The sequence below is a fragment of the Micromonospora sp. NPDC048871 genome (assembly GCF_043198155.1).
Lineage (GTDB): Bacteria > Actinomycetota > Actinomycetes > Mycobacteriales > Micromonosporaceae > Micromonospora.
In genome coordinates this window covers 922,465-934,857 of sequence record NZ_JBICUM010000001.1, presented here as the reverse complement: position 1 = coordinate 934,857, position 12,393 = coordinate 922,465, and the positions used below count along the sequence as shown (strand labels likewise).

Here is a 12,393-nt window from a genome sequence, read left to right as displayed (position 1 = left end):
CGGATTTCCTGGAGGCGATGCAGGGGATGGACTTGGGCTAGCGCCTCCAAGTACTGGACCGACTGCCGGAGCCTGAGGTGCTGCAATCGCTTTCGGTATAGGGCTGGAGCGGGTGGGCGGGATCACACTTCTCGACAAAGATACTGGGACGATGGGTGGGATTATGGGAGCCGCTCCGGCAGATGCATAAGGATCAGAGTAATCTGGCGCACGATCACCTTGGCGAGTGCTTGGAGGGGGTTGGCGGAGCATTGCTTGGGCTTGTTGGAGTTCGCTGCTGAGGCCGTACATGATGCCGCGCGCTCGGACGTTGAGGCGTTCGAGGTCCGCGTCGGTCACCGGGGATTCGCTGGCTCGGCTTCCGGCGGCGGCCTTGGCGTCGGCGGCGATCTCCTCCCAGGTCCGCTTCTGTCGAAGCTTGCCCGCGTACTCCTCGTAGATCTTGCTCAGTTCGGTGCGGGTGCTGGTGATGGCCTGGGTGGCGGCCGACAGCGCGGTCTGGTTGGCGGAGGCGGCGTCGTGGGTGCGTTGCACCTGGTCGATCAGGTTGTCCAGTTCGGTGACGTACGCCCGGGCGGCGGCGTTGGTCTCCGGCGGCCAGGCACGGGCCAGGCCCTCGCGGTAGGCCTTGAGTCTGGTGAGGTGCTGACCTGCCAGGTCGCAGACCTTGCGCCAGCCGGCGACATGTCGCCAGTGTTGTTCGGTCTGGTGGTCCTGCACGCAGGCCCACATGTCGGCGACGTTCATCAGGTACCAGTCGGTGAGGCCGCCGCTGCGGCCGACGCCCACGTCCCTCATGGCAGCACCACCGGTCCCGGCTGGTCGAGGCCGGTGGGGTCGGCGAATGACGGTGACGGCGCCGGCGAGGTGGTGATCATGCCGGGGCTGGCCAGGGCGCGTTGGATGTCGGCGACCCGGGCTGCGGAGAAGGCGTCGGCGTCGCCGTAATGCAGGGCCACCTGGTGGGCGGCTTCCGCCAGGTGGCCGGTGGTGTGGCCGACGCCCCAGACCGCGTTGGTGGCGGCCTGCTGGGTCTCCCAGTGGGCGCGCATGAACTGCACCAGCTCGATGAACGCGTCAGCGGGGTTGGACACCTGGGTGAGCATGTCGCTGGCGATGTACCGCAGGTGCGGGGTGTAGTTGCTCTCCACCTCGGCACGGAGCTGATCAGCGAATTCCCGCATTTGGCGAATGTCCGCCTCGATGGTGCGGTAGCCGCCCAACCAGGACGCAGGTCGGTCCTCTTCAGGGATCACGTTCCCTCCCAACCGTCACGGCCCGATTCCCCTGAGTGAGGTTAATGGGTGCAGGCCGCCCCGGCAGCCCCGTACCCGGCCGGTTGGAACCCGGTTGAAGCCGGAGGGTCAGCGGGGCAGGCTGGACACGCGCCAGGCGCCGGGGCCGGGCAGGTGGCCCCTGCTTGCCGGTCGGGCGCTGCGCGCCCAGGTGGAGACCGGTGCCGGGCTGGGCCCGGCGGCGGGCCGGGGGCGGGCGACGATCGCACCCACCAGCGCGGCCAGTTCTTCGGCGGTAGGTATGCCGCGCACAATGCGCAACAGCGGCTCTTCCCCAGACATGCCACTCAGCGTACGCGGCCCGAAGTTGACCTTGATCGCAGAATGGCGTGCCGACGGTGTAGGTTTCAGCGCTGCCGGGTACCGTCTCAGCGATGTCAGACGCTTCCGCCTCCCAACTCGTCGCCGACCGGTACCGGCTCATCTCGCCGCTCGGTCAGGGCGGCATGGGTCGGGTGTGGAAGGCGCGCGACGAGGTGCTGCACCGCGACGTCGCCATCAAGGAACTCGTACCGCCGCCGGGTCTGACCAACGACGAGCGCCGCGAGATGCGGGAGCGCTCGCTGCGCGAGGCGCGGGCCATCGCCCGGCTCAACAACGTCAACGTGGTACGCATCTTCGACGTGCTCCGCACCGACGGTGACCCGTGGATCGTGATGGAGTACGTAGCGTCGCGTTCGCTGCAGGACACCCTCGCCGAGGACGGGCCGGTGTCGCCGGCCCAGGCGGCGGAGATCGGGCTGGGGGTGCTGAACGCCCTGAAGGCGGCGCACCGGGCCGGCATCATGCACCGCGACGTCAAGCCCGGCAACGTGCTCCTCGGCACGGACGGTCGGGTGGTGTTGACGGACTTCGGGCTGGCCACCATCCCGGGGGACCCGAACGTCACCCGTACCGGCATGGTGCTCGGGTCACCGGCCTACATCGCGCCGGAACGGGCCCGCGACGGCACCGCCGGGCCGGAGGCCGACCTGTGGTCGCTGGGCGCCACCCTCTACGCCGCCGTGGAGGGCAAGTCCCCGTTCGCCCGGCCCTCGGCGATCGCCACCCTGGCCGCGCTGGCCACCGAGCCGATGCCGCACCCGCGTAACGCCGGCCCACTCAAGTCCGTGCTCAACGGGCTGCTCCGCAAGGACCCCCAGGAGCGCATCACGGCCGACTCCGCCGAGCGCATGCTGCGTAAGGCCAGCGGCCGGCGGGTGCGGACCATCTCACTGCTGGATGGCGTACGCCGACCGGGGCCGAACGGTCCGCGGGAGCCCCGCCCGCCGTTGGTGCCGGCGCCCCGACCGTCCGGGGAACAGCCGTCCGCCCCGGTCAGCCCACCTGCTCCGCGTACGCCGCTGGCCGCCGGATCGACCGGCGTGGACGCCGCACCCTCGGTGCAGGGCGTCTCCTCCGACGCCGCAGCGACGACCAGAATGGACGCCGGCGACACCGGTACCGACCGGGAGTCGACGAGTTCGGAGGTCGCACCTACCGCTCTGATCGCCTCCGGTCCGGGCAGCTCAGCCCAGGTGGAGGGGCGCGAATCGGCTGCGGGCGAGGATGCCGCCAACCCGACGGGCACGCAGGTACCTGAGGGGTCCGGCTCCGAGGCGGAGACCTCCGCCGAGTCGGAGTCGACGGATCAGGCGGCTGCCGGTACCCCTGACTCGGCACCCTCCAACGGCGACAGTGCAGCGGCGGGCTCGGATGCCGAACCCACCCGTCGGGTGACCTCCGGGTCGACCGGGGACCCCACCCGGGTCGTGCCGCAGGGGACCGTGCAGGTGCCCTCGACTCCGGCAGACTCGGAACCGGCCCGTGGTGCGGTCTTCACCTCGGGCTTCCTGCGTTCGGAGCGCAACCGGCGTGGGCTGCTCGTCGGCGCCTTGGTGGCGCTGCTGGTGGTCGGTCTGGTGGTGGCGGTGCCGCTGCTGACCGGCGACGACGACAACGACGGTGGCAGCCCGCAGGGTTCGACCGGCAGCCCGACAGCCTCGGCCCTGGCGAGCAGTGAACCGGCTGCACCGCCGCCCACCAGCGCCGCCCCGGCTACCAGTGCCGCACCGCCCAGCCCTTCGGTCTCGCCCAGCACGGCAGCGCCGACCAGCGGCGGGCTGCCGGCCGGCTGGACGATGCGCAACGACCCGGTCGGCTTCAAGGTGCCCGTGCCGGAAGGTTGGCGGCGCAGCTCCGGCAGCACCTGGGTGAAGTATCGGGACCCCAACGGCGTCAGCGAGTTGACCATCGACCGTACGGATCGCCCGGGACGGGACGCGGCTGCCACCTGGCGAGACCTTGAGCCGGGTCGGCGGAACGTCAGGGGCGTGCAGAACTACCGGCTGATCGACATCTGGTCGTTCGACTGCAAGTGGCGGACCTGCGGCGACTGGGACTGGTACCAGACCCGCAACGGGGTCGAGCTCCGAGTCCGTAACCGGGGCTTCGTCACCGCCAGCAACCGGGGTTTCGCCCTGCGTTGGGAAGTACCGGACAGCGAGTGGGAAGCGCAGCTGCCGAACTTCGAGACCGCCTTCCGGGAGTTCGTACCCGACCGTCAGGACTGAGCGGCAGGCATGACCCTTCGCCGATCGGGGTATCTGATCTCCGACGACGGAAGGGAGGCCCGAGATGGCTTACCGAGGAACGGACACCCGATCCCGGCTAGCACTGTGGACACTCGCGGTGCTCGGCAGCGTCGTACTGCTGGTCGCCGCCGCCGGAGTCGCGATGCTGATGAGCCTGATGCTGCTGGCCGGGGCCGCGCTGACCGGCTGGCACCTGACCCGCCGAGGAAGCGTCACCCGCAGTGGTGGCATGACCGTGCCGGTCGTCCTGACCTCCCGACGCCGGGCCTGAGCCCCACGACGACGAGCGCCATCGACGGCGGGCCGGAGTCCACTACCGGAGGAGGCCCGCCGCCGGTGGCGTACCTCAGGTGTTATTGGCCAGGGCGATCAGCCGGCTGCGGTCGCCGTTCCAGTAGTTGCGGTCCACCGCGCCGCTGATACCGGCGATCCGGCCGGAGTCGGTGTACTGCCAGAAGCTCCAGAAGGGGGCGCCGGCCGGCAGGGCGCCCACGGAGGACGACCAGCGGGCGATCCAGAGCGGGTGGTTGTTCCAGGGGCCGCTCCAGCTACCGGTGCACTGGTTCCAGAAGCTGGTGGTGGTGTAGATGACCGCGTAGCGGCCGGTGCGGGAGCGGTAGGTGTTCAGGAAGTCCTGCACCCAGTTGCGCATCGCGGTGGTGCTCAGGCCGTAGCAGTAGCCGCCGCTGTACGGGTTCGCCTCCAGGTCCAGGGCGGCAGGCAGGGTACGGCTGTCGGCCGACCAGGCGCCGCCGTTGGAGGCCAGGTAGTTGGCCTGGACCGCGCCGGAGGAGATGTTGGGCCGGGCGAAGTGGTATGCCCCCCGGATCACCCCGGCGTGGTACGCGTTGACGTAGTTGGTGTTGAAGTTCGGGTCCTTGTAGCTCGTACCCTCGGTGGCCTTGATGAAGGCGAACTGGATGCCGGCGTTACGGACGCTGGTCCAGTTGATGGTGCCCTGGTAGCGCGAGACGTCGATGCCGGGCACGGTGGCCGCCGTGGCGGGGGTCGCGGTGGCGACGAGCCCGGCGGCGGCGGTGGCGAGTACGGTGAGTGCGGCGGCGGTCAGCCGACGCAGCGAAGACCTGACCTGACCCATGGCGTCCTCCTGAGACGACGGTCAATAGACAGCCATCTTTGGATGGAGCTGCCCGGTCGGGCAATGGGGGTAAAGATAATTTTCGATGTCCGGCTTGTGGCGTCGGCCCACCTGGCGATCAGCGCAGGGCGGCCGGATTGCTCGGTGCAGGGCTCACGATCAGGCTCCCGTCGAGCAACTCGATCCGGTCATGGGTCTCGCCCATGGCGAAGTAGTCGTCCTCCGTCCAGAGGCCGACGTGGGGTTCCAGAGGGGCTGCGCTCACCGGCGTACACCTCCCGATCCGATCGCCACCCGATCAGTCACACGATACGGGCGGTTGGCCCGGCAGTGACACCGGAACGCGGCCGGTAGGCTCGCGCCCCATGGTGTCGATCGAGGGCATGACGGAGTTCTGGGACCGCCTGGTCGGCGCGCAGCCCGACCCGCCCCCGCTGCTGGTGCTGCTCACCGGGGTGGCCGCGCTGCTGGTGGTCAGCACCCGACTGCCCTGGCGGATCGCCCGCAACGCGATCACCATCGCGCACGAGGGCGGTCACGCCCTGGCCGCGCTGCTCACCGGACGCAAACTGCGTGGCATCCGACTGCACTCGGACACCTCGGGACTGACCCTCTCCGCCGGTCGCCCCACCGGCCCGGGGATGGTACTCACCCTGCTGGCCGGCTACCTGGCGCCGCCGCTGGTCGGCCTGGGCGGGGCATGGCTGCTGGCCGGGAACCGGATCACCCTGCTGCTCTGGCTGGCGGTGCTCCTCCTGCTGGCCATGCTGGTCATGATCCGCAATCTGTTCGGGGTGTTGTCGCTGCTGGTCACCGGCGGGGTGGTGCTCGCCGTCTCGTGGTACGCCAGCCCGCAGGTGCAGGCCGCCTTCGCCTGGACCAGTGTGTGGTTTCTGCTGCTCGGCGGGGTACGCCCGGTGATCGAGCTGCAACGGCTGCGTACCCGGCGGGGGATGCCCGCCTCCGACGCCGACCAACTAGCCGGCATCACCGGACTTCCGGCCTTCTTCTGGGTCGTCCTGTTCGGCCTGGCCAACTGTGCCGTGCTGCTCGTCGGCGGGCTGATGCTGGCCGGCCCGCTGCTGACCGAAGCCGGCATCACCTGGTGACCTGAGCCTCCGGCCTGGACCGTCTAGGGCCTGGCGGCAACCACCCGACCCCCTGGTGCGTGTTGTCTACGACCCGCAGGAGGTGGCAGGTGCCGGACGTCGACGGGTTCGACGAGTTCTACCGGGGCAGTCGACAACGGCTGCTCGGCTTCGTCTACGTGCTCACCGGTGACCTGGGCGAGGCCCAGGACGCCGTCCAGGAGGCGTACGTGCGGGCGTGGCAACGCTGGTCCACGGTGGGGCGTTACGACGACCCCGAGGCCTGGGTACGGGTGGTGGCCAGCCGGCTGGCGGTGAGCCGGTGGCGCAGTCTGCGCAGCCGGGCTAGGGCCTACCTGCGACACGGCGCGGTGGAGAGTGTTCCCGCGCCGGGGACGGAGACCGTCGAGGTGGTCGCCGCCCTGCGTCGCCTGCCCGAGGAGCAGCGGGTGGCGATCGCGTTGTACTACCTGGTCGGCCTGCCGGTCGCCGAGGTCGCGCGGCAGACCTCAGCTCCGGTCGGCACGGTCAAGGCCCGCCTGTCCCGGGGGCGTACCGCGCTCGCCGGACTGCTCGCCGTCACCGACCTGGAGGAGGCACCCGGTGCGTGACGAGATGATGTTCGTCGAGCGGCTCCACAACGAGTTGCGGGACGTCCGCTGGCCGGAACCGGCCGTACTGCGTGAACGGGCCCGCCGTCGGCGCCGCCGGGCCATGCTGAGCGCGGCGACCGCGGTGGTGCTCCTGGCCGCCGGGCCCGCGATCGCCGGGGTACGCCTGGCCGCCCCTCAGTCGGCCCCGCCGCAGTCGGCGGACTCCCAGCCGCAGACCTCGCTGCCGGTGTACGCCGAGATCCCCCACGAGGCGCTGGTGCAGCCGGAGGACCTGACGACGAAGACGGACCCTCCACTGAGCCATGCGGGCTTCGGTGAGCCGGTGCGGGTCGACGAGTTGCTGCTGGCCTGCCTCACCGAACAGGGGCAGACCGACGCCTGGGAGGTGTCCCGGTACTCCCGGTCACAGACCCTGCTACGGGCGAGCGCAGACGGTGCCCGCCGGCCGGCCGACGTGGTGCTCAATCAGGCCGTCTACCGGCTGGCCCCGGAGACCGCCGCCGGTTTCCTCCAGCGGCTCGACGTGCTGATCGCACCGTGTGCCAGCTGGCGGGTGACCGGCGAGGTGTCGTGGGAGGACCGGATCGCGCGGGCCGAGGTGGAGCACCGCTGGGAGGTGACCGACCGCGCCCTGGCCGGTGACGAGGGGATGCTGATCCGACACGTCGTCGTGACGGCCCGCAACCTGGACACCGGGGAGAGCCGGGGACCGACCAGCCCGGACACGACAGCCGTGGTACGCGTCGGCGACCTGGTCACGGTGCTGGCCCTGGGCCGCGACACCACCGACGCGGAACTACGCCGCGTCGCCACCCTCGCCGCCACCCGCCTCTGCCCCGCCGCCAACCCCCCCTGCTAACCCCCTCCCTACCCTCCCCACCACACCCACCCCCATCGAGCCGCGTTGATCATGAGGTTGGCGGCATCGTGGAGATCAACTACCGCCGCCAACCTCATGATCAACAGCGCTTGGGGTGGGTGGGGGAGGTGGGGGAGGGGGTCAGAGCGGGATGTTGCCGTGCTTCTTCGGCGGCAGGGTCTCCCGCTTGGTACGCAGCACCCGTAGCCCCCGGATGATCTGGGTACGGGTCTGGTGCGGCGCGATCACCGCGTCGACGTACCCGCGCTCGGCGGCCACGTACGGGTTGGCCAGGGTGTCCTCGTACTCGGCGATCTTCTCGGCGCGGACGGCGGCCGGGTCCTCGGCGGCGGCCAGCTCCTGCCGGTAGAGGATGTTCACCGCCCCCTGGGCGCCCATCACCGCGATCTGGGCGGTCGGCCAGGCGAAGTTGAGATCGGCCCCCAGGTGCTTGGAGCCCATCACGTCGTACGCCCCGCCGTACGCCTTGCGGGTGATCACGGTGACCTTCGGCACGGTGGCCTCGGCGTACGCGTAGATGAGCTTGGCACCCCGGCGGATGATGCCGTCCCACTCCTGGCCGGTGCCGGGCAGGAAGCCGGGCACGTCCACGAAGGTCAGCACCGGGATGTTGAAGGCGTCGCAGGTACGCACGAAGCGGGCCGCCTTCTCGCTGGCGGCGATGTCCAGGGTGCCGGCGAAGTGCATCGGCTGGTTGGCCACCACACCGACCGGCCGACCCTCCACCCGACCGAAGCCGACCACCATGTTCTGCGCGAAGAGCGGCTGGACCTCCACGAACTCACCGTCGTCGAGCACGTGCTCGATGACCCGGTGCATGTCGTACGGCTGATTGGCCGAGTCCGGGATCAGGGTGTCCAGTTCCCGGTCGGCGTCGGTGACGTCCAGCTCCGCCTCGACCGGGAAGACCGGCGGCTCGTCGAGATTGTTCGACGGCAGGTGGGACAGCAGGGCCTTGACGTAGTCGATCGCGTCCTCCTCGTCGCTGGCGAGGTAGTGCGCGTTGCCGCTGCGGCTGTTGTGGGTGCGGGCCCCACCCAGCTCCTCCATGCCGACGTCCTCACCGGTGACCGTCTTGATGACGTCGGGACCGGTGATGAACATGTGCGAGGTCTGGTCGACCATCACGGTGAAGTCGGTGACCGCGGGGGAGTACACCGCCCCGCCCGCGCACGGGCCCATGATCAGGGAGATCTGCGGGATGACCCCGCTGGCCCGTACGTTGCGGAAGAAGATCTCGCCGTAGAGGCCGAGGGAGACCACACCCTCCTGGATGCGGGCCCCGCCGGAGTCGTTGATGCCGATGACCGGGCAACCGATCTTCATGGCGAGGTCCATCACCTTGACGATCTTCTCGCCGAAGACCTCGCCCAGGGAGCCGCCGAAGACCGTGAAGTCCTGGGCGAACACGCAGACCTGCCGGCCGTCGATGGTGCCGTAGCCGGTGATCACCCCGTCGCCGTACGGGCGGGTGCGGTCCAGCCCGAAGTTGGTGGACCGGTGCCGGGCGAACTCGTCCAGCTCGACGAAGGAGCCCTCGTCGAGCAGGAGTTCGATCCGCTCACGGGCGGTCTTCTTACCCCTGGCGTGTTGCTTCTCCACCGCTCGGGCCGACCCGGCGTGCACCGCCTCGTCGACCCGTCGGGCCAGGTCCGCCAGCTTGCCGGCGGTGCTGTGCAAATTGCTCCCGGATTCGGTAGTCACCCTGGGAATATAACGATGGTTCAGGTCAGCGGCGTGCGGCAGGAGGGGTAGTCCGTACGCTGGTGGGATGCCGGGCTCGCCGTACATCGATCTGGATCGTCCGCCGCTGTCGGCGGCGCGGCTGCGCCGGGCGTTGGTCACGCCGTACGGCCCGTGGGCGCGCCTGGAACTGCACACCGAGACCGGCTCGACGAACGCCGATGTCGCCGAGGCGGCCCGGCGCGGGGAGCCGGAAGGGCTGGTCGTGGTCGCCGAGCGGCAGACCGCCGGCCGAGGGCGGCGCGGACGGACCTGGCAGTCGCCGCCGCGGGCCGGCATCGCGACGAGCGTGCTGCTGCGGCCCGGGGAGGCCGTGCCGGACCGTGGCTGGCGGCCCGCACCACCGGCGGGGTACGGCTGGCTGCCGTTGCTGGCCGGGGTGGCGCTGGTGGAGGCGGTCGGTCGGCTGGCCGAGCTGGAGGCCGGCCTGAAGTGGCCCAACGATCTGCTGATCGACGGGGCCAAGTGCGCCGGCATCCTCGCCGAGGCGGTGCCCGGCCCGGCCCTGGGTGACCCGCCCGCGGTCGTGCTCGGCATCGGGCTGAATGTCACCCTGCGGGCCGACGAGCTGCCGGAGAACCCGACCGGCCTGCCGGCCACCTCACTGCAACTGGCCGGTGCGGCGGCCACCGACCGCGACCCACTGCTGCGGGCCCTGTTGCGCTCGCTGGCCGACTGGTACGCCCGCTGGCGGGACGCCGACGGCGACGCGACCGCCAGCGGCCTGCGGGAGGCCTACCTGAAGGTCTGCGCCACCGTAGGCCGCGAGGTCCGCGCCCTCCTCCCCGACGGCACCACCCTCACCGGCACCGCCACCACCATCACCGGCGAGGGCCACCTCCTCCTCACCACCCCCCACCCCACCCCCACCACCCACTCCCTCCCCGCCGCCGACCTCCTCCACCTCCGCTAACCCCACCCCCCGTGCGTCGCCGCCCACGCCCCCGCTTCCTGCGCGGCGATCTTGCACTTTCGGTCGGGACGAATCGGGCTTAACGGGGCGAATGGGCGACCGAAAGTGCAAGATCGCGGGGGAAAGGGGTGGGAGGGGGTGGGAAGGGGTGGGGAGGGTGGCCGCGTGGTGGATGTGGCGGAGGGGGTCTGGGGGGTTAACGTCTGCGCGTCCGGTTCTGCGAGGAGGTATCCGTGGCGTTCCCCGAAGACGTGCTCACCGAGGACGAGCACGTCGTGCTGCATCTGCGTCCGCACTGGAAGGCCCTGATCCGGCCGGTGGCGGTGCTGGTGCTCGCCATCGCCGCGGTGGTGGTCGGTTTGATCTTTCTACCCTCCAGTGGAGGCGGCTCCATCACCCTCGCCGTGATCGGCGGGCTGGCGGTGCTGGCCGTACTGGTGCTGGGGCTGTGGCCGTACATCGGCTGGCGCACCACGCACTATCTGTTCACCAACGAGCGGGTGGTGATCCAGCACGGGGTGTTCTCCCGGGAACGGCGGGACATCCCGCTCAGCCGGGTCAACGACCACTCGATGAACCAGCAGTTCGTCGGGCGTCTGCTGGGCTACGGCACCCTGACGATCGAATCGGCCGGTGAGCGGGGTCAGTCGGTGCTGCCCGATGTGCCGAAGGTCGACCGGGTCCAGACCAAGCTCTACGAGCTGGTCGAGGCGTTCCACGACAAGCACTCGTTGGGCGACGGGGAACTGCGTGAGATCCTCGCCGAACGTGACAACAACCGGCCCGGTCTCTAGGGCCTCGCATGACATGGAGAACGCCCGCCGGTGACGGCGGGCGTTCTCCATAGGTACGGGATCAGCGCCGCCGGAAGCGGCGGTGGGCCGGGGCGGGCGCCAGTTCGGCGGCCAGTTCGGCGGCCAGCTCCTTGTCCAGCGCGGCGGTGAGTTCGTCCTCGCTGCTCAGGGCGGCGGCGCGGGGCTGAAGCGGCCGGGCGGTCAGGCCGGTGGGCCGGGTGGCCGGTGGCTCCTCTTCCTCCAGCTCGGTGATGGATTCGGCGAGTTCGGCCACCGGATCCATCTCGGCCATGGTGTCCCACTCGTCGCGCGGCAGGCCCTGCCAGGCCTGCTTCGGCTCGGCGGGCGCGGACTGGAACACGAAGGTGCGGTACGACCAGAAGCGGAACAGGGTTGCCAACACCACGCCGCCGGTCTTGGCGACATTCAGCGCCAGCAGGCTCGTCATGCCCAGCCCGTACTTGGCGGCGGCCAGGACCCCGAGTTCGATCAGCAGGCCCACCCCGTTGAAAAGGAAGAAGAGGGCGTATTCCCGCTGCATGGCCGATTTGGGGCGATCTCGGTACGTCCAGTGCCGATTCATCAGATACGACGTGATGGTCGCCACCACTGTGGCGACCACTGTCGCTTTCAGTTGGCCATCGACGAAAACGGTGAGTGCCAGGGCGTTGAACACCGCGTAATTGATTGCGGTGTTGACGCCACCGACCAGGCCGAATTTGAGCGCCTCATGGATGAACTTCTGCCAGCGCTCAGGCAGCAGACGGACAAGAGGCATGCGTAACACCTTAGGGCAGTGGGCTGGGGCCGGCAGGCTCCGGCCGGACGGGTGGGCGGCAGGTCACGCCCCGCGGTCCCGGTTCACTTCCGTGACGGCAGGGGTTCCCGGATCCACGAAGACGAACCGTCGGTAGGACCAGAATCGGAACAGGGTCCCCAGGCCGGTGCCCACCACGAAGCTGGCGATGTTGTCGGCCAGCCGGGTCTGGAAGACCTCCGGCCAGATGCTGCCCAGGCCGTACCGGCTGATGGCCAGGCAGGCCACCGCGATGCCCAACCCCACGGCATTGAAGAAGAAGAACAGGGCGTACTCGCGCGCCGGGTGGGAGCGCTTGCGGTGCCGCCAGGTCCAGAAGCGGTTGCCCAGGAAGGCGAAGGTGGCCGCGATCACCGTGGCGATCGTCTTCGCCGTGATCTGCTCCACACCGGCGGGGCCGATCAGGTAGTTGAACAGGGCGAAGTCGATGACAAAGGCCACACCGCCGACCGTGGCGAACTTGCTCATCTCACGCACGAGGTGACCAAAACGGTCGCGCAGGGAGTGGATCAGACCCGTGCGGGTCTGCCGGGAGCCTGGCTCCCCGGTCATCGTGGCGGCCACCGTGCGAGCGTAC

15 protein-coding genes are annotated in these 12,393 nt (G+C 70.1%); 8 read left to right on the top strand and 7 right to left on the bottom strand.

The features are described 5' to 3' along the window. Positions 1–454 precede the first annotated feature (454 nt). Positions 455–625, top strand: a complete 171-nt coding sequence (locus tag ACGFIK_RS04430) for a hypothetical protein (RefSeq protein ID WP_327022755.1) — start codon at positions 455–457, stop codon at positions 623–625. A 169-nt stretch (positions 626–794) separates the two neighbouring features. On the opposite strand, the gene ACGFIK_RS04425 is transcribed toward ACGFIK_RS04430, so the two are convergent. Then, positions 795–1,256, bottom strand: coding sequence for a hypothetical protein (locus tag ACGFIK_RS04425; protein WP_327022754.1), 462 nt, complete (start codon positions 1,254–1,256; stop codon positions 795–797). 108 nt (positions 1,257–1,364) lie between these two features. Continuing rightward, positions 1,365–1,577: an acyl-CoA carboxylase subunit epsilon gene (locus ACGFIK_RS04420; protein ID WP_327022753.1), complete on the bottom strand. Its 213-nt coding sequence runs from the start codon at positions 1,575–1,577 to the stop codon at positions 1,365–1,367. A 92-nt stretch (positions 1,578–1,669) separates the two neighbouring features. Between ACGFIK_RS04420 and ACGFIK_RS04415 the strand changes: the two genes are divergently transcribed. Next, on the top strand, positions 1,670–3,847 hold the full coding sequence (locus ACGFIK_RS04415; protein WP_393337619.1) for a protein kinase: 2,178 nt from the start codon (positions 1,670–1,672) through the stop codon (positions 3,845–3,847). A 64-nt stretch (positions 3,848–3,911) separates the two neighbouring features. Next, a complete protein-coding gene (locus ACGFIK_RS04410) occupies positions 3,912–4,139 on the top strand; it encodes a hypothetical protein (protein WP_327022751.1) in 228 nt (75 codons plus the stop codon). Positions 4,140–4,214: 75 nt separating this feature from the next. On the opposite strand, the gene ACGFIK_RS04405 is transcribed toward ACGFIK_RS04410, so the two are convergent. Beyond that, positions 4,215–4,967: a GH25 family lysozyme gene (locus tag ACGFIK_RS04405; protein WP_327022750.1), complete on the bottom strand. Its 753-nt coding sequence runs from the start codon at positions 4,965–4,967 to the stop codon at positions 4,215–4,217. Between the two features lie 118 nt (positions 4,968–5,085). Next, on the bottom strand, positions 5,086–5,232 hold the full coding sequence (locus ACGFIK_RS04400; protein WP_327022749.1) for a hypothetical protein: 147 nt from the start codon (positions 5,230–5,232) through the stop codon (positions 5,086–5,088). Positions 5,233–5,332: 100 nt separating this feature from the next. Between ACGFIK_RS04400 and ACGFIK_RS04395 the strand changes: the two genes are divergently transcribed. The 3 genes from ACGFIK_RS04395 (at position 5,333) to ACGFIK_RS04385 (ending at position 7,528) form a co-directional block, all read left to right on the top strand. After that, positions 5,333–6,076 carry a M50 family metallopeptidase gene (locus tag ACGFIK_RS04395; protein WP_327022748.1) on the top strand — a complete coding sequence of 248 codons (744 nt, stop codon included), beginning with the start codon at positions 5,333–5,335 and terminating at the stop codon, positions 6,074–6,076. An 89-nt stretch (positions 6,077–6,165) separates the two neighbouring features. Continuing rightward, positions 6,166–6,666, top strand: coding sequence for a SigE family RNA polymerase sigma factor (locus ACGFIK_RS04390; protein ID WP_327022747.1), 501 nt, complete (start codon positions 6,166–6,168; stop codon positions 6,664–6,666). Beyond that, the gene (locus tag ACGFIK_RS04385; RefSeq protein ID WP_393337614.1) at positions 6,659–7,528 is read left to right on the top strand and encodes a hypothetical protein; all 870 of its coding nucleotides are present in this window, start codon (positions 6,659–6,661) and stop codon (positions 7,526–7,528) included. The genes ACGFIK_RS04390 and ACGFIK_RS04385 overlap by 8 nt, the downstream gene beginning before the upstream one ends. Before the next feature lie 141 nt (positions 7,529–7,669). Here ACGFIK_RS04385 and ACGFIK_RS04380 read toward each other — a convergent pair whose 3' ends face one another. Next, the gene (locus ACGFIK_RS04380; protein WP_327022745.1) at positions 7,670–9,253 is read right to left on the bottom strand and encodes an acyl-CoA carboxylase subunit beta; all 1,584 of its coding nucleotides are present in this window, start codon (positions 9,251–9,253) and stop codon (positions 7,670–7,672) included. A 67-nt stretch (positions 9,254–9,320) separates the two neighbouring features. Here ACGFIK_RS04380 and ACGFIK_RS04375 point away from each other — a divergent pair, with 67 nt between their 5' ends. Together ACGFIK_RS04375 and ACGFIK_RS04370 are read left to right on the top strand one after the other, a co-directional pair. After that, entirely contained in the window at positions 9,321–10,205 is an 885-nt protein-coding gene (locus tag ACGFIK_RS04375; protein ID WP_327022744.1) for a biotin--[acetyl-CoA-carboxylase] ligase, read from the top strand. A 233-nt stretch (positions 10,206–10,438) separates the two neighbouring features. Then, positions 10,439–10,999, top strand: a complete 561-nt coding sequence (locus ACGFIK_RS04370; RefSeq protein ID WP_327022743.1) for a PH domain-containing protein — start codon at positions 10,439–10,441, stop codon at positions 10,997–10,999. Positions 11,000–11,060: 61 nt separating this feature from the next. On the opposite strand, the gene ACGFIK_RS04365 is transcribed toward ACGFIK_RS04370, so the two are convergent. Continuing rightward, a complete protein-coding gene (locus ACGFIK_RS04365; protein ID WP_327022742.1) occupies positions 11,061–11,777 on the bottom strand; it encodes a GtrA family protein in 717 nt (238 codons plus the stop codon). Positions 11,778–11,840: 63 nt separating this feature from the next. Then, complete coding sequence (locus ACGFIK_RS04360) at positions 11,841–12,368, bottom strand: GtrA family protein (RefSeq protein ID WP_327027267.1); 528 nt, start codon at positions 12,366–12,368, stop codon at positions 11,841–11,843. Between the last annotated feature and the right edge of the window lie 25 nt (positions 12,369–12,393).